Origin of the sequence: Pseudomonas sp. SED1, assembly GCF_034044025.1 — a bacterium.
GTDB lineage: Bacteria > Pseudomonadota > Gammaproteobacteria > Pseudomonadales > Pseudomonadaceae > Aquipseudomonas.
In genome coordinates, this window is the sequence record NZ_JAXCIS010000060.1 from 55,575 (window position 1) to 74,484 (window position 18,910).

Annotated in this window: 23 protein-coding genes and 1 tRNA gene; 21 read left to right on the forward strand and 3 right to left on the reverse strand. The window is 60.1% G+C overall.

Annotated elements, in window-relative coordinates:
• The first annotated feature begins 200 nt into the window (after positions 1-200).
• A complete protein-coding gene (locus tag SNL23_RS09065; RefSeq protein ID WP_076014944.1) occupies positions 201-752 on the forward strand; it encodes an RNA polymerase sigma factor in 552 nt (183 codons plus the stop codon).
• A 108-nt stretch (positions 753-860) separates the two neighbouring features.
• Here the strand turns inward: SNL23_RS09065 and SNL23_RS09070 are convergent, their stop codons facing one another.
• Entirely contained in the window at positions 861-2,078 is a 1,218-nt protein-coding gene (locus SNL23_RS09070; protein WP_008430708.1) for an MFS transporter, read from the reverse strand.
• A 426-nt stretch (positions 2,079-2,504) separates the two neighbouring features.
• On the opposite strand from SNL23_RS09070, the gene SNL23_RS09075 reads away from it, so the two are divergent.
• The 17 genes from SNL23_RS09075 (at position 2,505) to SNL23_RS09155 (ending at position 14,215) form a co-directional block, all read left to right on the forward strand.
• Positions 2,505-2,825, forward strand: coding sequence for a DUF6124 family protein (locus SNL23_RS09075; RefSeq protein WP_063033154.1), 321 nt, complete (start codon positions 2,505-2,507; stop codon positions 2,823-2,825).
• Between the two features lie 268 nt (positions 2,826-3,093).
• A tRNA-Met gene (locus SNL23_RS09080) sits at positions 3,094-3,170 on the forward strand.
• A 170-nt stretch (positions 3,171-3,340) separates the two neighbouring features.
• Positions 3,341-4,582: a tyrosine-type recombinase/integrase gene (locus tag SNL23_RS09085; protein ID WP_318302066.1), complete on the forward strand. Its 1,242-nt coding sequence runs from the start codon at positions 3,341-3,343 to the stop codon at positions 4,580-4,582.
• Between the two features lie 128 nt (positions 4,583-4,710).
• A complete protein-coding gene (locus SNL23_RS09090) occupies positions 4,711-5,709 on the forward strand; it encodes a hypothetical protein (protein WP_318302067.1) in 999 nt (332 codons plus the stop codon).
• Between the two features lie 117 nt (positions 5,710-5,826).
• Positions 5,827-6,093: a helix-turn-helix transcriptional regulator gene (locus SNL23_RS09095; RefSeq protein WP_223018029.1), complete on the forward strand. Its 267-nt coding sequence runs from the start codon at positions 5,827-5,829 to the stop codon at positions 6,091-6,093.
• Complete coding sequence (locus tag SNL23_RS09100) at positions 6,094-6,399, forward strand: helix-turn-helix domain-containing protein (protein ID WP_318302068.1); 306 nt, start codon at positions 6,094-6,096, stop codon at positions 6,397-6,399. It begins immediately after the preceding gene.
• Positions 6,396-6,869 carry a Rha family transcriptional regulator gene (locus SNL23_RS09105; protein ID WP_318302069.1) on the forward strand — a complete coding sequence of 158 codons (474 nt, stop codon included), beginning with the start codon at positions 6,396-6,398 and terminating at the stop codon, positions 6,867-6,869. Before SNL23_RS09100 ends, SNL23_RS09105 begins: the two co-directional genes overlap by 4 nt.
• Positions 6,870-7,341: 472 nt before the next feature.
• Positions 7,342-7,605: a hypothetical protein gene (locus SNL23_RS09110; RefSeq protein WP_318302070.1), complete on the forward strand. Its 264-nt coding sequence runs from the start codon at positions 7,342-7,344 to the stop codon at positions 7,603-7,605.
• Positions 7,602-8,111, forward strand: coding sequence for a hypothetical protein (locus tag SNL23_RS09115; protein ID WP_318302071.1), 510 nt, complete (start codon positions 7,602-7,604; stop codon positions 8,109-8,111). Before SNL23_RS09110 ends, SNL23_RS09115 begins: the two co-directional genes overlap by 4 nt.
• A 106-nt stretch (positions 8,112-8,217) precedes the next feature.
• On the forward strand, positions 8,218-8,505 hold the full coding sequence (locus tag SNL23_RS09120) for a hypothetical protein (RefSeq protein ID WP_318302072.1): 288 nt from the start codon (positions 8,218-8,220) through the stop codon (positions 8,503-8,505).
• Complete coding sequence (locus SNL23_RS09125) at positions 8,498-8,725, forward strand: hypothetical protein (RefSeq protein ID WP_318302073.1); 228 nt, start codon at positions 8,498-8,500, stop codon at positions 8,723-8,725. Before SNL23_RS09120 ends, SNL23_RS09125 begins: the two co-directional genes overlap by 8 nt.
• Entirely contained in the window at positions 8,722-9,603 is an 882-nt protein-coding gene (locus tag SNL23_RS09130) for a toprim domain-containing protein (protein WP_318302074.1), read from the forward strand. Before SNL23_RS09125 ends, SNL23_RS09130 begins: the two co-directional genes overlap by 4 nt.
• Positions 9,590-11,392, forward strand: coding sequence for a DUF927 domain-containing protein (locus SNL23_RS09135; RefSeq protein WP_318302075.1), 1,803 nt, complete (start codon positions 9,590-9,592; stop codon positions 11,390-11,392). Before SNL23_RS09130 ends, SNL23_RS09135 begins: the two co-directional genes overlap by 14 nt.
• Positions 11,393-12,033: 641 nt before the next feature.
• On the forward strand, positions 12,034-12,642 hold the full coding sequence (locus SNL23_RS09140; RefSeq protein WP_318302076.1) for a hypothetical protein: 609 nt from the start codon (positions 12,034-12,036) through the stop codon (positions 12,640-12,642).
• A gap of 106 nt (positions 12,643-12,748) precedes the next feature.
• Positions 12,749-13,129, forward strand: coding sequence for a hypothetical protein (locus SNL23_RS09145; protein WP_318302077.1), 381 nt, complete (start codon positions 12,749-12,751; stop codon positions 13,127-13,129).
• Between the two features lie 12 nt (positions 13,130-13,141).
• Positions 13,142-13,744 carry a tail assembly protein gene (locus tag SNL23_RS09150; RefSeq protein WP_219266395.1) on the forward strand — a complete coding sequence of 201 codons (603 nt, stop codon included), beginning with the start codon at positions 13,142-13,144 and terminating at the stop codon, positions 13,742-13,744.
• A gap of 48 nt (positions 13,745-13,792) precedes the next feature.
• Positions 13,793-14,215, forward strand: a complete 423-nt coding sequence (locus SNL23_RS09155) for a hypothetical protein (protein WP_318302078.1) — start codon at positions 13,793-13,795, stop codon at positions 14,213-14,215.
• Between the two features lie 228 nt (positions 14,216-14,443).
• Here SNL23_RS09155 and SNL23_RS09160 read toward each other — a convergent pair whose 3' ends face one another.
• Together SNL23_RS09160 and SNL23_RS09165 are read right to left on the reverse strand one after the other, a co-directional pair.
• A complete protein-coding gene (locus SNL23_RS09160; protein ID WP_318302079.1) occupies positions 14,444-14,707 on the reverse strand; it encodes a hypothetical protein in 264 nt (87 codons plus the stop codon).
• A 9-nt stretch (positions 14,708-14,716) separates the two neighbouring features.
• On the reverse strand, positions 14,717-14,920 hold the full coding sequence (locus tag SNL23_RS09165) for a hypothetical protein (protein WP_318302080.1): 204 nt from the start codon (positions 14,918-14,920) through the stop codon (positions 14,717-14,719).
• 306 nt (positions 14,921-15,226) lie between these two features.
• Here SNL23_RS09165 and SNL23_RS09170 point away from each other — a divergent pair, with 306 nt between their 5' ends.
• The 3 genes from SNL23_RS09170 to SNL23_RS09180 are packed head-to-tail and all read left to right on the forward strand — an operon-like array spanning position 15,227 to position 18,855.
• Positions 15,227-16,240: an iron ABC transporter substrate-binding protein gene (locus tag SNL23_RS09170; RefSeq protein ID WP_318302081.1), complete on the forward strand. Its 1,014-nt coding sequence runs from the start codon at positions 15,227-15,229 to the stop codon at positions 16,238-16,240.
• Positions 16,241-16,267: 27 nt separating this feature from the next.
• Positions 16,268-17,830: an ABC transporter permease gene (locus SNL23_RS09175; RefSeq protein ID WP_318302108.1), complete on the forward strand. Its 1,563-nt coding sequence runs from the start codon at positions 16,268-16,270 to the stop codon at positions 17,828-17,830.
• On the forward strand, positions 17,827-18,855 hold the full coding sequence (locus SNL23_RS09180; RefSeq protein WP_318302082.1) for an ABC transporter ATP-binding protein: 1,029 nt from the start codon (positions 17,827-17,829) through the stop codon (positions 18,853-18,855). Before SNL23_RS09175 ends, SNL23_RS09180 begins: the two co-directional genes overlap by 4 nt.
• The last annotated feature ends 55 nt before the right edge of the window (positions 18,856-18,910 follow it).

The following is an 18,910-nucleotide window of genomic DNA, read 5'->3' on the forward strand; positions in this document are numbered from 1 at the left end:
TTATCGGCGATTGCGAGGCTTATGAAAAAACCGGCACAACCCTGCGAAGGTTTGTGCAAAACCTTGCGTAAAAAAGCATGAAAACAAGATATTTCGCTATATATATCAATAGGTTATGAGTAATTAGTGCTTGGCACAGGCAGTGCTAAGGGGGTTCCCGTCGGAATTATTCCGATCGTGTCTACCCTGAGGAAAAAATCATGGATATCCCTATCGATGTTTTAGTTCACCTTACACCTGACCCGCACCGCTCCATCCAGAACCTGTCGGAAGACCACCACAAGAAACTCCGCCGCTTCATTCATAAACGCGTACTGAACCCGGAAGACGCAGACGATATTCTGCAACTGACGTACCTGGAGGCCTGGCGCAACCGGGACCGCTTCAGTGGCCAGGCCACGCTCAGCACCTGGATGTGCGGGATAGCCCAGAACCTGATCCGCAATCACTTCCGGCGCATGTATGCCAAACCGGTGCATTGCGAATTCGATGAAGCGCTGTGGCATGGGCAGGAAGAAAACAACAGCCTGGACTGGCAGTTCGAGATCAACCGCAAACTGGAAAAGACCCTGCGGGCGATCACGCACTTGCCGCCGGAAATGCGTAAAACGCTCTACGCCTCGCTGGAAACCGACGGCAGCTACCAAGACACCGCCGACGCCATGGACATCCCCATCGGCACCGTACGCTCACGTTTGTCCAGGGCGCGCGAACAGTTGAAGCGAGCCACGTATAACCCGCTACAACCGTAAATCAGGGCCTGGCGCAACGCCGACACCCTTTGCAGGAGCAATTGATTTACCCCGTTTGACGCAAGCGTTGGGCAGCAAGGATATCTGCCCGACTCGATTGACTCGACATCAGGCCTTTTTGGTACGCGGCAACAGAATTGCCAACACCCCGAACAGCGGCAGGAACGAGCACAGCGTGTACACGTATTCGATGCCGTGAATGTCAGCCAGGTGCCCGAGCAGCGCTGCACCAATCCCGCCAAAACCGAACATCAAACCGAAGAACACCCCGGCGATCATCCCCACATTGCCTGGCACCAATTCTTGCGCGTACACCACAATCGCCGAGAACGCCGAGGCCAGGATAAAGCCGATCACTACGCTCAGAATGCTGGTCCAGAACAGGTCCACATGAGGCAGCAGCAAGGTGAACGGCGCAACGCCAAGGATCGAAAACCAGATCACTGCCTTACGGCCGATCTTGTCGCCAATCGGCCCGCCAAAGAACGTACCCGCCGCCACCGCCCCCAGGAACAAGAACAGATGCAGTTGGGAACTGGCCACCGACAGGTCGAACTTCTCGATCAGGTAGAAGGTGAAGTAACTGGTGAAGCTGGCCATGTAGAAGTACTTGGAAAACACCAGCAGCCCCAGCACCACCAGCGCACTCAGCACCCGGCCCTTGGACAAGCCATGGGTGGCCGCCTGGCCTTGCTTGAGCTTGAACAGATTCAAGTGGTGCGCGTACCAGCGGCTGATCGCATACAGCACAAACAACGCAAACACTGCGAACAGACCGAACCAGGCCACATTGCCCTGGCCGAACGGAATGATGATCGCCGCCGCCAGCAAAGGACCGAACGCTGAGCCTGCGTTACCGCCCACCTGGAAGGTCGACTGCGCCAGGCCATAACGCCCGCCCGAAGCCAGACGCGCCACGCGGGACGCTTCCGGGTGGAAGGTCGACGAGCCGATCCCGATCAAGCCCGCTGCCAGCAGGATCAACGGGAAGCTGCCCACCTGAGACATCATCAAAATGCCCACCAGCGTACAAATCATCCCGCAGGGCAACAGGTACGGCTTGGGATGGCGGTCGGTGTAATAACCCACCCACGGTTGCAGCAGGGAAGCGGTGAGCTGGAACGTGAGAGTGATCAGCCCGACCTGGGTGAACGTCAGGCCGTAATTGGCCTTGAGCATCGGGTAGATCGAGGGCAGTACCGACTGGATCAAGTCATTGATCAAATGCGCCAGCGCCACCGCGCCGATCACACGCATCACCAACGGGCTGGTTTGCCCGGCGGCAGGCGCCGTAGCCACGGAGGGCTGGGAATTGCTCAGAGCCATGGGAGGTTTTCCATACAGCAGATGGATGCACAGGTGCAGGTGCGACAATGTGCCACTTTTGGGTGCAGGAAGGCTATCCCGTTAGCAGGCTAACGAGTAGGTGAATCGATGCAGCGGTCACGGCTTGTAAAGGGCCAGCAAGATGAATCCCTTTAATTTGCGGGACGTTTCCTAGAGAATCTTTCGGCCTTGTGCCTGGGGAAGTCGGTGACTAGTCTTCGGTCCGTCGCTGGTTTTCAGTGATCGGGTTTAGTCGCCCGGACTTATATCAGGTGCATGCTTTCATGAGGTTTCATGGTGGCTGTGCGCAGGGCACCTTCGGGTGCGCCGGGTTTTCCTGATTAGCCGGTCGACTAACCTGCGTACAGCCGCCACCCTTCGTTTAGTCGCGAACGGTACGGCTCCCAGTCAATCAGGAGCTCCACCATGTTCAAGATCGTCCCCGATCCACCCCGTGACCAAGCCAAAGACCGCGCCGCCTTCAACCGAGCGCTCGACCACTATTTGCCGACCGACCCGCCGCAACCCTCGACAAACTTCTACGCCATCAGCGACGAAATCAGCTTCGAAGACTCCCTGCTCTACACCGCCGACCTGCTGCACAGCGCCTCTGCCACCGCGCTCGACTGTGGCGAACAACTGCAAAGCCCCGAACGCGCCAAAGTCCTCGCCGTGTGGCACCTGCTGGAAATGGCCAAAGCCATGGTCGACCGCTCGATAGAGTGCCTGCACCCGCGCAAAACCTGACGCACGAACGCCAGAACACCGCAGATCAAATGTGGGAGCGGGCTTGCTCGCGAAAGCGGTGGACCAGCCAATACCTCTGCTGACTGACACACCGCATTCGCGAGCAAGCCCGCTCCCACCTTTTGATCTTCGCCGCCTTGGGACCTGCGCAAACCCCAACCGCTCGTCACCAAACCCGGTGTTTCCCGTTAAACAGTTGATAGCGTAGATAAATTTTCAAAAAAGCGCTTGACGCATTCCCGTTCTCCGCGAATAATGCGCGCCACTTGGCTACATAGCTCAGTTGGTTAGAGCATAGCATTCATAATGCTGGGGTCCGGGGTTCAAGTCCCTGTGTAGCCACCAAGTACCGGTTTACAGATGTCTACATGAGTCTCTAAACCACCTCAAGAAGCCCGCCTAGTGCGGGCTTTCTTGTTTCTGACTATATCTCCTTGTATCCCCCCATACCTTCCCTCCGTGTATCCCCCTGTGTATCCTCGACAGATAATTGAACCGAGGGGATACAAGCCCAAATGAAGCGATCCGAGATAAAACGCCGCCCCCTTTCCGATACCGCATTGTCCGGCCTAGAGCCTGATGCCAACGAGTATCGCGAGTTGGACGGGAGCGGCCTTTATTTCCGCGTGAAGCCTGATGGCCAAAAGTCCTGGCAGCTTCGCTACAAGAAGCCCGACGGCAAATGGTCATGGCTTGGGCTTGGCGGTTACCCCGAGGTGAGCGGATCAGTCGCCAGGCAGAAAGCTGCCGAATTGCGCACCGACGCCGCCGACGGCAAAAACCCGATCGTTACCAAGCAAGCCCGCAAGAAAGCAGAAAGGGATATCGCCGGCGAGACATTCGAGCCACTGGCGAGAGAGTGGTACGCCTCACGTCTCACCAACTGGGATGCGGGTACCGCCAAGCGAATCATCGGCGCCCTGGAGCGTCACGTCTTCCCGGTATTCGGCAAGCGCCCCTATGCCGACATCACTCCGCTTGAGTGGATGGAGTTTCTGCGCAGCATGGAGCAGCAGGGAATCCTTGAGCAAATGAGCCGAGTGCGCTCGTACTGCCGAGACGCCTACGACTTGGCCAGGGTAACCGGCCGGGCAACCCACAACCCGCTTGAGGGCCTGCAAAAATACCTCCAGTCCGGCAAGGCCGAGAACTATGCCCACGTTTCACCGGACGAGCTTCCCAGCCTAATCCGCGCCATTGCTGCCTATCCGCACGCCCACGATGTGCGCCTCGGTCTGCGCCTGCTGAGCTTGTTCGCCGTGCGCCCCAGCGAGCTACGCGAGGCAAAGTGGTCGGAGTTCGATTTTGCCAAAAAGATCTGGACGATCCCCGTCGAGCGCAAAGGACGTAAAAAGGGACTTGAGCACCTGGTACCGCTTTCGTCTCAGGCGATCGAGGCACTGGAGGAACTACGCCAGTACACCGGCAGCTATCCCCTTCTTTTCCCTGGCCGCAGCGACCACACCAAACCACGCAGTGACACCGTATTTCTGATGGCGCTACGCCGTATGGGATATGAGGGCCGACAAACCGGTCACGGCTTCCGGCATATCGCGTCGACAGTGCTCAACGAGAACGGGTTCGACGAGAACCACGTCGAGGCCCAGCTATCACACAAAAAGCCTGGCGTTGCCGGCGTCTACAACAAGGCCCAGTACCTACCGCAGCGTACAAAAATGATGCAATGGTATGCGAATTATCTCGACAGCCTCGCCGGTGGCGTTGTTGTCCAAGGTGACTTTAGCAAGCGGGCGTGACTCCGGGCTTTCCTCGTTTGTGTAGACAGCTATAGACTGAAAGCATAACTGTTTGGATATACAGCCAACCCCGAAATTTGAGCCGGATGCTCTGCCCACAGCCGGACCAGAACTGATAGGAGATTTGCGTGAGATTCCTGAAAGATCCTGAGCCGGTAATTTTTGAAGACCGCCTTCATTACATGATGTTGTTCGGCCCAAGACCGGAGGGGACGCCCTATAACGATTATGACCCCTTCGCCCCTTATTATTATTGCCCTGACGGACTGGGTTTCAATATGGTCTATCAGGACATCGTAGAGCTTCTTAAAAACCTCACTACGTCTGAGGTTGCTGAGCTTCGCAAAAGGATTATCAGCTGCACCGATGACGCCAAAACACACTATCGAGCTTACATCGCAGACGCCCTCCCCAACCGAGCTGCTGACGAATACGACGACGCAGCGAAGTACATGCACGAAATGCGTAGGTACGAGCTTCTGAAGATGTTCCCTCCAGAAGATCTTTCTCTGTCCACAGGCACGCAATTTTCGGAAGCACAGCTCTGGGCGGTCTATGCGCTGGAGGAGTTCCAGGCAGCAGTAAATCTCGCTGAAATCCCTCCGTTTTCAGACGACAAGAAGTCGATGGCAAAAAGTCAGTACATCGAGGATATGTTAGAGCTTGAACTGCCAGGCCTTGCTAGGAAACAAAGCCCTCTTGAACGTGCAAGAAGGGCCGTGCGTCGTCAACGCTCGACAATGATGGACGCAGGCTTGAAGTTAATATTCGCAACGAAGCACATACAGTACGCGCTGGTGCTAACCCACTCGAATCGAATTCAGCAAGAAAGAGCCGAGCACCTAGCGATTAAAGACAGTCGCATGAAGGGCCTCAATGAGATAAACAGGTTGAAAGATCAGGCTGTAGAGAAAGCGCTCAACTTGGCGGCTTCAAAATGGAAAGAAGACTCGAATCAGTCCATAAGAATTGGAGAGATGGCCGATATTGTGTATCGCGCTCTCGCTGAGCAGGGCTTGAACGTAGCGCTGCCAGATACGAGCGAAAGGCTAAAGGCTTGGATTAAGCCCGTCGCGCCTGATTACGCCAGGAAAGGTGGACGTAGTCGAAAAACTGTTCAACCGTAACGGATATTACCCTTTCCATTACGGTTAACTGAATAACCGTTACAGCGGATGAATTTTTTCGACGTAGTAGAGTGCTCATCCTGTCTCCCGCCATCTACAGCAAACGGGAAACAGAATATGAGCACCACATTCAACTCGCAGCCTACTGCTACGACCGCTCACCAGTTCGATCCGGCCACAGTAATCATCCGCATTAGCGAACTGTCGGCGATCACCGGCTACGCCCGCCCAACAATCTACAAACGCCTCAAAGACGATCCGACATTCCCCCGCCCCGTCCCGCTGAGCGATAGCAAATCGCGTGGGGCACCTGTCGGTTGGATTCTGGCTGAGGCGCAAGCCTGGGTGCGCCAGCGCATCGCCTTGCGAGGGGAGGCGGCATAAATGACCGACCAAAAAAAAGGCCAACCCAATAAGGCCAGCCCAGAAAAAACTCACGTAGAGAATACCAGCGGAACGGCACAGCGCGCTCGCCTTTTAGAGCGCCCGCAAGCTGGTCCGCTTGATACCTTCACAGCCATCCGCGAGCTGAACATCGTTCGCCCTGGTGCCCGCATCAATGAACTGCGCGGCCTGGGCCACAAGATCCTGACCAACCGCCTCACCCTTAACGACGATCAAGGGCGCACTCACCAGGGCATGGCGATCTATTACCTCAGCACCAACCCGCCGACGCAGGTGACCGCATGAACGCAATCATGGTGACTCAAATCGGGGGCGAGCCTCGCGTGGATAGCCGCCAGCTCGCGAAGCAACTGGGAACCAAGCACAAAAACCCAATGGCGCTGATCGAGCGTTACCTGACGAAGTTTGAAGAGTTCGGGGTTGTTCCGTTTCAAACGGAGAAACCCTTGGCCGGAACTGCCGGTGGTAGGCCGGAGCGATTCGGCTTGCTGAACGAAGACCAAGCGTTCTTCCTGCTGTCGCTATCTCGCAATACCGACCGCGTTGTGGAGCTGAAAGCGAGCCTGATCATGGCGTTCCGCGAGGCTCGGTATGGGCACGCCTGCCAGACGCTGGAGGCCCGCAAGAAGGAAGCCAGCAGCAGTGGTCGCCGGCTGGCTCACTGGCGCTATGACAAGCCTGGCGTGTACGCGCACGTCGCCCATCTGAGGGAGCAACTGAGGCTGCCACTCGATTCGGAGGACTTCCGCCCATGACAGCTATGCTCATGATCAGCGATAAACGGTCGATAACTTTTGTTGCAAGCAGTCGCGCTCGTAGGTATGGTTCGCCCGTCACTGCAAATTCAGTGACCGGGTTTGGTCGCCCGAGTAGATACAGGCGCAACAGCGCCCATATTACGATTGCAGGCGCTTTTTTTACGCCCGCAGTTTCGTTTTATGGCGGCTGTGCGCAGGACGCCTTCGGGCGTGCCGGATTTCTGTATCTCCGGTCGACCAACCTGCGCACGGCTGCCACCCATTCGTTTGGTCGCGAACGTGGCAGCTCTCAAATTGATACGGGAGCTCCACATATGCACGCCCTCATTCCGCCCGCAATTCGCGCATTTGCTCACCGCCGCATAGCCCTGAGCGCCCTCCGCGCAAACTCCAGCCTCGCAACCCGCCTCAAGCGTTACTCGCACCACATGAGCATTGCCCGCTACCTAGAGTCTGCCGAGGGTGTGCAATGAATACTCCCGCCCGCACCATCCAAGAGATCGCCCACGACACGCTTGAGGATCTCGAAAGCGCCCAGATCGCCCTGAGCAAGGTTGAGGCCGTTCTCTATGCCGCATTGGCAGACAAGGGCACGAGTCAGCACGTCCGCAATCTGGTAGATGTCGCGTGGAACCTGGCCGCTGACGGCGCCAACACCGCCGACTGCAACCGCGAGGCAATTTCCGCCGCTCTGTCCGGGTGCTCGGACCTGAACGCCGGGGGTGAGCTATGAGCCGCTCCTACAAGGGAATAGCCGAGACTGCCACCCAGGATCTGTACGAAGTGACCAGCGCCTTCGATAGCGTGAGCGCAATATTCACTCTGATGCTTGAGACCTTCCCCGAAGACAGTACACCTCACGCGCTCGCGCAACTTGGCACCCTCACCCTAAAGGACTGGTACGCCAAGGTTTATCAGTGGTGCGAGTGCATGGAAAACGAACTGGATGATGCGAGCGCCGAGGCGAAGAAGGCAGCACCATTGCCGCACTACCTGCTGGACCAGCGCAGCAACGATGTGGCCGAGGCGATTTCTGCCGAACGCACACACGCCACCCGGTGGTGGACGCATTTGAACGAGATGCGGCGCCGCAAGGAGCTGCCAGAGTGGGTGGCGGCGGGTATCGGCACGCATGATGAGCACGATCTGATGCTGGAAAGCCGGAAGGCTGTCAATCAAGCCCTATTCGGATCGGACGACCTAGGCGGCGCTCAGCATTACCGCGAGGTCGCCCTATGAGCCAGCACATGCGTTCACATTCGATCCTTTTCATCAGCTCCACATTTTGTCCAAAACCACCGCGTACTCACGCGAAGAGCCGACGCCCTGACCTAAGAGGTTAAGCATGAAAATTCAAAACGGCGCATCTGCGTCGACGGGATCGGCTTGCCTGAAAAAAGCCACCGAACTGTTTTACGTCACTCACCCGAAGGCGCCCAAGGCGTTGCTGGGGCCGTTCTTGACCGAGGCCGACGCCGAGTGCGGGCGCGTTGTCATGCGCAGTGCTGGCGCCCTGGTGACGGCCTGCCTGGTTGATTCAATCGACGACATTACCCGCTGGCACGGCGTGAACAACGGCCACGTCTGCCGAGCCTTTGCTCGTGCGGATCACCGGGAGGTCGGCCATGGGTAACGTGACCCCAATCAAGCGCAAGGGCAGCAGCGTGCCGCCCGCCACGGGCGCCCACATCGACAGCACCAGCTATGCCCTGCTGGTGGAAACCCTGGTCGGCTTCCTGGAACTGCGCATCTCGGAAGGCGACCAAGGCCGCCAATGCAATGAGCTGGAACGTCTGACTCAGAAATTGGAGAGCTTGGCCACGCGGTTTACCCCGCCGAAGGGGGCCGCATGACAGACGTGACGATCCTATTCCGTGATGCGCTCCAGGCCGTCTATGGCCCGCTCGACTGGCTACCCGTAGACGACGGAATCATTCACCGCTTCCACGTCCCTGGCGACAAGGCCGGCTCCTTCAATGGCTGGTACACGTTGTTTGCTGACGGTATCGCGTCCGGCGCGTTCGGTAGCTGGAAGGCCGGTGGCACCAGCACCTGGTGTAGTCGCGAACCAGTGGACGCCCGCGAAGCGGCCCAAATCCGCGAGCGGGTCGACCAGGCCCGGCGCCAGCGCGAAGCCGAGCAACACCGGCGCCAGCAGCGGGCCGCCGAGAAGGCCAACCACTGGTGGAGCAACGCGCGCCGGGCCGCGCCCGACCATCCGTATTTGGTCGCCAAGGCGGTTCGCTCCTACAGCCTGCGCCAACGTGGCGCTGACCTGCTGATTCCGCTGTACCTGGATGGGCGCTTGGTCAACCTGCAAAGGATCGGTCCGGACGGCGACAAGCGCTTCCTGTTCGGCGGCAGGATCAAGGGTACCTATTCGCCGCTGGGCATCATCGAGCCAGGTTCTGTGCTTTGCATCTGCGAAGGGTGGGCGACTGCCGCCAGCCTCCACCAGCACGGCGGCTACGTCGTTACCGCTGCCATGAATGCGGGCAACTTGATCCCGGCGGCGATGGCCCTTCGCGCTCGATACCCGGGCCAACCAATCGTCATCGCCGGCGACGACGACCGGCTCACCGATGGCAACCCGGGGCGCGCAGCGGCAAACGCAGCGGCGGCGGCCGTGGGTGGCCAAGTGGCTTTCCCCGAGTGGCCCGAAGGCGCCCCCGATCACCTCACCGATTTCAACGACCTCGCCAACTGGAAACTCGCCCATGTCCAAGCCTGACACCAACGTGATCAACCTTCGGCCGGACGCCGCGACCATTGCGCCAGATCGCCCCTGCTGGGCGGTGTATGAGCAATGGGTGATCAATGAGAAGGGCCGCAAGCTGCGCCCGGGCGTTTACTGGCATAGCTTCAAGCGCGCCGCCGCTGACCAGGACGACGCCGAGGGCGATACCGGCGCCCGGCCTATCACCGATGAGTGGATCTCCAGCCCCGTCACAGTCGTCGCCCGCACCACCAACAGCGACGATGGCAGCGAAGGCCGATTGCTGCGCCTGGTCACCGAGGGCGGCATCAAGGAATGGATCATCGCCATGGAGGTGTTCGGCGGCAGCGGCGAGGACGCCCGGCGCGCCTTGTTCGGGATGGGCGTCATTATCGCCCTGAAGAAACGCGGCACGTTCATGGAGTACTTGCTCGACCAGCATCCTGCAGAAGTGTTTGCCACCACCAGCCGGCCGGGTTGGCATGAGTCGGGCGCGTTCGTGCTGCCTGGGCGAACCATCGGCAGCGCCAATGTGCGGTACCAGGCCAGCAACAAGGCTCAGGTACTTTTCAGTCGGCGCGGCGAGCTGGCGCTGTGGCAATCGGAGGTGGCCGCCAAGTGCGCGGGCAACCCAGTGCTGACGCTGGCGATCGGCTGCTCATTGGCTGGCCCATTGCTGAGTTTGGTGGGCGTGCTGGGCGGTGGTGTTCACCTGGTGGGCGATAGCTCGAGCGGTAAATCGCTGGCGCAACTAATCGGATCGTCGGTATGGGGCGACCCAGGCGTGTTCGCCGCCAGTTGGGACATGACCAAGGGCGGCCTGGAGATCGAGGCATCGAGCCGCAATGACACCATCCTGCCCTTGGATGAGATCAAGCGCGCCGACCCCAAGCGCGTTCAGGAAATGGCCTACTCCCTCGCCAACGGCCAGGGCAAAGGCACCATGACCCGCGAGCGCGAAGGCCGTGCCAAATTGAGCTGGCGCCTGCTGACACTCTCCAGCGGCGAGCGCTCCCTTTCTGAGCACGCGGCCATATCCGGCAATGCCGCCCACGCTGGAGCTGAGTTACGCATGGTCGACGTGAACGCCGGTACCCGCACACATCGGGCCTTCGACGAATTGCACGGGCTTGAGGGGGCAGACTTTCACCGACAGCTCACGGTGGCGGTCGGCGCCCACCACGGCCACCTTGGGCCAGCGTTTGTGGAGTGCCTGGTCGCCGCCGACGATAAGCCCGGGCTGCTCAGTGACTTTGACGGCATCCGCGCCCAGTTTGTCGAGGACAACGCCCAGGCTGGCCGCGTGGCCGACCGGTTCGCCGTAATCGCGCTGGCGGGCGAAATGGCCATCGCCTATGGCTTGCTGCCTTGGGAGCCCGGTACCGCCCTCTCAGACTGCCGATTGCTCTACGGGGAATGGCTCTCCCGTGTCGGCGGGGGCAACGCAGAAGACCGCCAGATCCTGGCCGGCATCATCGATTTTATCGACAAGCACGGCAGCAGCCGATTCTCCGATGTCGACGCAGCGGAGGTGGACGCCAAGGTATTCAACCGCGCCGGGTATTGGGAGCTGGTGGCCGGCAAGCGGCTCTATCTGTTCAACAAGTCCGCACTGATCGAGGCCGCCCATGGGTTCGGCCTCACCCGCGTGGTCAAGGCACTGGAGGTTGGCGGGGCCCTGGCCAAGCGCGACACCGACCGCGATAGCCGCAAAACCAAAAAATACCGCATCCCCGCTGGCGGGTCGGCGCGCCTGTACGTGATCGACCCAGAAGCCATGGACAGCGAAGGGGGCGGCGCATGACCACCAAATCCACCAAATATGAATGCCCGAGTTCACAGGAACCTATAAACGCGGGGAACAGGGGGAACGGGGGAACAGCCAGTAAAACCATGGGCTGCGGCCGTTCCCCCTTATTGAATGTATGGGGAACAGGGGGAACACAAACATGTTTTTGAATATAAGCGCGTCTGCGTTTTCCAGAATTTGGTTATCACCGTTCCCCACAAAAAAACTTGGGGAACAGAACCCCCCTCTGAAAGCCCCGGAAACATTGGCTGTTCCCACTGTTCCCCCGTTCCCCCGATTTTTTTCTAGAGACACATATGGGCAATGGAGCAATCAGGCCGAGGTGACGCCATGAGTCTCCTTTCCGGCTTGCTCGATCACATGCCGCCAGCCATTGCAGGTATCGACTCACCAATTTTGGGGAGTCGGCCTCGCCCACGCCTGGTGCTGGCCAACCCTGTCGAGCGCGCTCCCCGACTCATTACAAGCCCACACGCAAGCGCCGCCACTGCCACGCCCGAATGGCGACAAGCCCGTGACCACTACCTCAACCACATCATGGTTTGTCGGAGCTGCTACGCGCCCACCGGCCGCTATTGCACGGCTGGCGCCCACTTGCGCGCCAGCTACGACAACACGCCTATGGAGGCGCACCAATGACGCCCAGCCTTATCACCCGCTTGTGCAACATCGGTATTAAACCCGGCATCAGCGCCGCTACGCAGCTCATCACCACCCGGCGAATATGTCGCGCCATTGCTGTCCAGCTCGACGTTATCCGCGGTGAACGGCGAGCGCTACGCCGGCAAGCGGGAAAGCTGAAAGCGTTTCTCCCATTCACCCGGCAGACCATTGCGGAACTGGAGGAGCAGGCCAACGAACACCAGGAGGCTACCCGCAGCGGAGCGTGGAGCGCACTCGCTGAGTTTGGCCAATCACTAATGTTCGACCGCGAGGGGCTGGTGCAGGCTCTGGGGTTCGACCAGATGTGTGACCTGCTGGGCGTCAACCCAGTACATCGCCATCGGGCCAGCGCAGACGGTGACACCAGCCTTCGCGGAGTGGCCTACCTATCCCAACTGGAGGACAGCGCCGACCGCAAGAGCGACGAATGGGGCGCCGGTGGCCCGCTGTATCAAGCCTGCCACGCCGCCATGATCCGGTTCATCAGGGAATGCCCAGAAGATCAGTTGCCCGACCCATTCGCCCCTGGTGCGCCGTTCGGCCCAAAGCTGCCGCCCGCCCTGAGCATCGTCGGCAAATGACCATTTTCCGCGCCACGTTTTACGAATCACGAAAACGTGGCGCGACACCGAGCAACACCGCCGGGCACCAGCCCATGACCAGCGCCAGCGGCGCAAAGAGGAAACCATGACAGACCAAAACAGCAACACAACGGGCCAGGCGCCCACGCACCGGGAGCGCTTCGTCGAGGCGTGCAAGGTGACTGATTTCGCGATCAACCCGAAAGCGGTGGCGGGGTATTACGTCTGGGGCGTTGATCACATCGTCAAGGGTGGCCGTAAGGAGATCGACGGTCCGTATTACACCGAGGACGAGGCTTGTATAGCAGCAGATCTGATGAAGCCAATAGAGCCGTTCGCTCGAGCGTTTGTGTCAACCCATTGCTGGGCGTGGAATCCAGACCCGCGCCGTGAAAAGGCTATCCGTGACGACGCCATGGCATCCCGAATGATGCTGGCCATGCAGATCGGCGCCGAAGTACCAACCCACACCACCAGCGACAAGTAGGAGAAACAAATCATGGCCGCACTTTCGATTGAATACACCCCAATGAGAAACATCAGGCTCTGCGCGCAGTTGCGACAATTCGGAAAGTCTTACCCGCTCGCCGTCCGCACGCCGGCGGAAGCCATAAAAGCCTTATGCGTGCAGATCCCCGGGCTCGAGAGATTTATCTCCAACGCCAAGTCGAGAGGTCTGGAGTTTGCAGTGTTCGTGGGTAAGAAGAATGTCGGCGAGACGGAGCTGGGTTTCCAGGGCGCAGGCGACATCATCATTGCGCCCGTAATCACCGGCAGTAAGCGCGCAGGCTCTCTTCAAACCATTGTTGGCGGGATATTGATTGCAGCAGCATACGTGCTGTCTTTCACCCCATTCGCTGCCGCGTCACCTTTTCTGTATTCGGCAGGCGCCGCAATGTCCATCGGCGGGATAATTCAGATGCTCAGCCCGCAGGCCGGGGGCCTCAAGACCAGCGCCGCGCCGGAGAACACGCCCGGCTATGCCTTCGGTAGCGCCAAGAACACCACGGCATCCGGTAACCCGGTACCGCTCTGCTACGGCAAGCGGCGGGTAGGAGGTGCGATCATCAGCGCCGCTATCTACGCCGAAGACCAGATGTAGGAGCCGCGGGGCGGTGCTAAAGTGGCCGCCTCATGGAAAGGAGCTCTCATGCTGAAAATTACCGCTGTTGCCGCCCTGGTTGCCCTGATGGCCGGCTGTGCTACTTCTCCGGTACCCACGAAAACCGCTGTTGCGGTACCTCCTGAAAGGGTTCTCGCATATCAGACGAGCTCCCCAGGTACCGGCACACTGTCGGTAACCAGAGACTCTGGCCATACGGGAAGTCTTTGCTCGGTGGGCCTTTTCGTAGATGGAAAAGTGGCCGCATTACTCAAGCCTGGAGAAAGGGTTGCCCTCCACGTCCCTGCTGGCTCGGTTGTTGTCGGCGCGGCATACCAAGGAAGCGGCATCTGCGGGATGGGCGCGGACAGACAAGAGCGAGAGGCAATCATCAGTGGCGGAAAGGTGAAAAACTACAGAATATCAACCAGCGGTGACGGTGTTTTAGACATTCTCCCCACCACACTGTAGCGAAAAGATAGGCCCGCCTTCGGGCGGCTTTGTCACGCTTTGAGACAGACGATATGGTCTCACTCAGACCAAATCGTCTGTTTCGCTGGCCCTGTTGCGGGGCCGCTGGTAACCACAAATAGTAACTGCTCAGCATGGGCAGTATTCACCCGCGACTTTTGAGTGTGAGCTATCAGTATGATTGGCAACGTCGACTTTGTGTCGTCGCGCAGGATTAGCTGGCCACACCTAATCATCTGATATCCAGTCTGCCGGGAAGCAGCCAATGACCAACGATGACTTGCAATTCACCGATGATCGACCGATCAAGATGCAGTAACACGACTTGCTCGACCAGTTCCAGAGTATGCGCCACCTCACCCTGGTCGATGTCGCGCTGCCGATGCCCAGCGAGGTGTACCCCAGCAGGCTTTGCAGCAGGTCATAGTCATTGACCACCTGGGTGCCAGCGGCGTTATCCAGCTCCAGGCGAATCGCTTCGGCATGGCGCACCAACCAGGCCTATTCCAGCGAACAGCTCAGGCTGTAGGCATCGGCCACAATCACCAACTTCCCCGGGCTCATCAGCCTATGGCGCAGTTGGTGGTTCAACACATCAAAATGATCAGAACGTTGCGGGCTGATGCCATGGCCCATCAAGCGAGATTTCAAGCTGTGGTAGTCGGTGGTGCGGTCGTTGATATAGCCCTGCGCTCCTGAATGCAATGAAGATGGCTTCGGAATATATGCAAGCGAATACGCCTCGGACACCAGCTCGGAGGGTTTGAATTACATTTGTGAAGTTGCCTACAGCCAAGAGAATAAGCGCCGACAGAACAGCCCCCTCCCATAGTTCTAACAGCGTCGCCTGATAAGCCCAATCACATTTGTTAACCGTTTATTTGACGTTTTTTTCTCATTCACAGCTCTACATTCGCCGCGCTTCAACATGCAAATGATTCCTATTGGTCGAGTATCAATCGACAACCCACGGGCTTCCTGTGTATCCATAAAAAACGGAGCATTCAACGTATGGCTTCCCGTCTACCGTCTTTCCTCACTAAAGCCCTTATCGCCACCGCATTGGTCGGCGCCGGGCAGGTGTATGCCGCCGAAACGACCGGCATCGTGGTGTACAACGCCCAGCACGAAAGTCTGACCAAGGCCTGGGTTGAAGGCTTCACCCAGGAAACCGGGATTCCGGTCACCATCCGTAACGGCGACGACACCGAGATGGGCAACCAGATCGTGCAGGAAGGCGCCGCCTCCCCGGCCGATGTGTTCCTCACCGAAAACTCCCCGGCCATGGTGCTGGTAGACAATGCCGGGCTGTTCGCGCCGGTCGCGCCGGCCACCCTGCAACAAGTTGATGCCGCGTACCGCCCGGCCCATGGCAAGTGGCTGGGCATTGCCGCGCGCTCCACGGTGTTTGTGTACAACCCCAGCAAGCTCAAAGAAGCCGACTTGCCCAAATCCCTGATGGACCTGGCCTCGGCCAACTGGAACGGCCGCTGGGCTGCCTCGCCGGCCGGTGCTGACTTCCAGGCCATCGTCGCCGCCGTGCTGGAGCTCAAGGGCGAAGCCGCCACCCTCGACTGGCTCAAGGCGATGAAAGCCAATGCGACCATCTACCGTGGCAACAGCGCCGTGCTAAAGGCCGTCAACGCTGGCCAGGTCGACAGCGGCGTGATCTACCACTACTACAGCTTCGTCGACCAGTCCAAGACCGGAGAAAACAGCAAGAACACCCAACTGCACTACTTCAAGCACCAGGACCCTGGCGCGTTTGTGAGCATCTCCGGAGCCGGGGTACTGGCTTCCAGCAAACATAAAGAAGAAGCCCAGGCGTTCTTGAAATGGATCACCGGCAAAGACGGCCAGGCCATCCTCAAGGACGGCAATTCGTTCGAATACGCCGTGGGCCAGGGCGCGCAATCCAACCCCAAGCTGACCCCGCTGGCACAGCTGGACGCGCCGAAAGTCGACGCTTCCAAGCTCAACAGCAAAAAAGCGGTGGAGTTGATGACCCAGGCCGGGCTGCTCTGATTGTTGCCTGAGGCTGCGGCCCAGGCGCTGACGGCGCCCGCGCAACGCCGCTTTCACGGCCTGTTCAAAGGCCGTGGGGGCAGGTGGGTCACTAGTTTGTCGGTGCTGGTGTCGCTGCTGGCACTGCTGCCGATTGCGTTTGTGATCGGCGTGTCCTGGCAAATCGGCTTGGCGCAGATCGAAGCGCTGGTGTGGCGCCCGCGTGTTGGTGAACTGTTGGTCAACACCGTGCTGCTGGTGGTGATCACCCTGCCCCTGTGCATCCTGCTGGGCATTGCGCTGGCGTGGCTTACCGAGCGTACCGACCTGCCGGGGCGGCGGCTGTGGTCGCTGTTGGCAGTCGCGCCGCTGGCGGTGCCGGCATTTGTGCATAGTTACGCGTGGGTAAGCCTTGTGCCTTCAATACACGGCTTGCCGGCCGGCGTACTGGTGTCGGTGATTGCCTATTTCCCGTTTCTGTACATGCCGGTGGCGGCGACCCTGCGTCGGCTCGACCCTGCGATTGAAGACGTAGCCGAGTCCCTGGGCCTCAAGCCGTGGGCGGTGTTCTGGCGCGTGGTGTTGCCGCAATTACGCCTGGCGATCTGCGGCGGTGCGCTGCTGGTGGGTCTGCACCTGCTGGCCGAGTACGGCCTGTACGCGATGATCCGCTTTGACACCTTCACCACCGCGATCTTCGATCAGTTCAAATCCACCTTCAACGGCCCGGCGGCCAATATGCTCGCGGCGGTGCTGGCCCTGTGTTGCCTGGCGATGCTCACCGCTGAGTCCGCCGCACGCGGCCACGCCCGCTATGCGCGGGTCGGCTCCGGCAGTGCCCGCGAGCAGCGCATCGTGCGCCTGAGCCCGCGCACCATCCCGCTCGCCCTGGGCCTGCAAAGCCTCACCTGCGTGCTGGCCCTTGGCGTTCCGCTGGTGACCCTGAGCCAATGGTTGATCGCCGGCGGGCGCGACGTCTGGCGCTTCAACGAATTGCTGCCGGCGCTGGAGCAAACCCTATTGCTGGGGGTGGCCGGCGCGGTGTTGACCACCTGCGCGGCAGTACCGATTGCGTGGCTGTCGATCCGTGCGCCGGGGCGCTTGCAGCGCATTCTGGAGGGTTGCAACTACATCACCAGTTCGTTGCCGGGCATCGTGGTGGCGCTGGCCTTAGTCACGGTGACCATCCACTTCGCCCGGCCAATCTACCAAACCACTATTACCGTGCTGCTCGCCTACCTGTTGATGTTCCTGCCACGAGCCCTGGTGAGCCTGCGCGCAGGGATCGCCCAGGCGCCGGTGGAGCTGGAAAACATGGCCCGCAGCCTCGGCCGCTCGCCGGGCCGCGCCCTGTGGCAGATCACCCTGCGCCTGGCCGCACCCGCCGCGGCTGCCGGGGCGGCGCTGGTGTTCCTGGCTATCGCCAACGAGCTGACTGCCACCTTGCTGCTCGCACCCAATGGCACGCGCACCCTGGCCACCGGCTTCTGGGCGATGACCAGCGAGATCGACTACGCCGCCGCCGCGCCTTACGCGCTAATCATGATCCTGCTGTCACTGCCGTTGACCGGCCTCCTCTACCACCAATCCAAACGCACGGCAGGCCGATGAACGCCCTTGAACTCCACGCCCTCTGCAAATCCTTCGGCAGCCAGCGCGCCTTGGCCGACGTCAGCCTGTCGGTGCCCACCGGCGGGCGCACGGTGATCGTCGGGCCCTCCGGCTCCGGCAAGACCACCTTGTTGCGCATGATCGCCGGCTTTGAATTCCCCGACAGCGGCAGCCTCACGCTCAACGGCCAGGTCCTGGTGGACGCCACCCACGCGGTGCCGGCCCATCAGCGCCAGATCGGCTATGTGCCGCAGGATGGCGCACTGTTCCCGCACATGACGGTGGCCGACAACATCGGCTTTGGCCTGGCGACCAAGGGGGAGGCGCACCACAGCCGTATCGCCGAGCTGATGGACAGCGTGGCCCTCGACGCCAATATGGCGCGGCGTTGGCCCCATGAACTGTCCGGCGGCCAACAGCAACGGGTGGCGCTGGCCCGCGCCCTGGCGCAACAGCCACGCCTGATGCTGCTGGACGAGCCGTTTTCGGCGCTGGACACCGGCTTGCGCTCGGCCATGCGCAAGATGGTAGCGCGACTGCTCAGCGATGCCGGCATCACCACCATTCTGGTGACCCATGATCAGGCGGAAGCACTGTCATTTGCCGACCAATTGGCGGTGATGCGCCAGGGCCGCCTGGTGCAGTCGGGCCACCCAATGGAGATGTACCAGTACCCGGCTGATGAGCAGACCGCGCTGTTTCTCGGGGATGCGGTGGTGCTGCCCGCGCGTATACAGGCCGGCTGGGCCGAATGCGACCTGGGGCGGATCCAGACCAACAGTCCGCTGAGCCACGACAAGGCGCGGATCATGCTGCGCCCCGAGCAAGTGCACCTCAGTGCCACCGGTTGCCCTGGCGTGGTGACGGAGCGCGAGTTCGGCGGCAACACCTGCACACTGACCGTGGCGTTGCACGCTGACCCGAGCCATACGATCCTGGTGCGGAGCGCCGGCCTGCTGGCGCCACCGGCCGGCAGCGCGGTGCACCTGTCGACAACGGGCACCGCCCACGTGCTGTTTGGATAAAAAAACCGGCCCTCAGTCTCAGCTAAGTCTCGTGACGTACCTTCTCCCTTGCGCC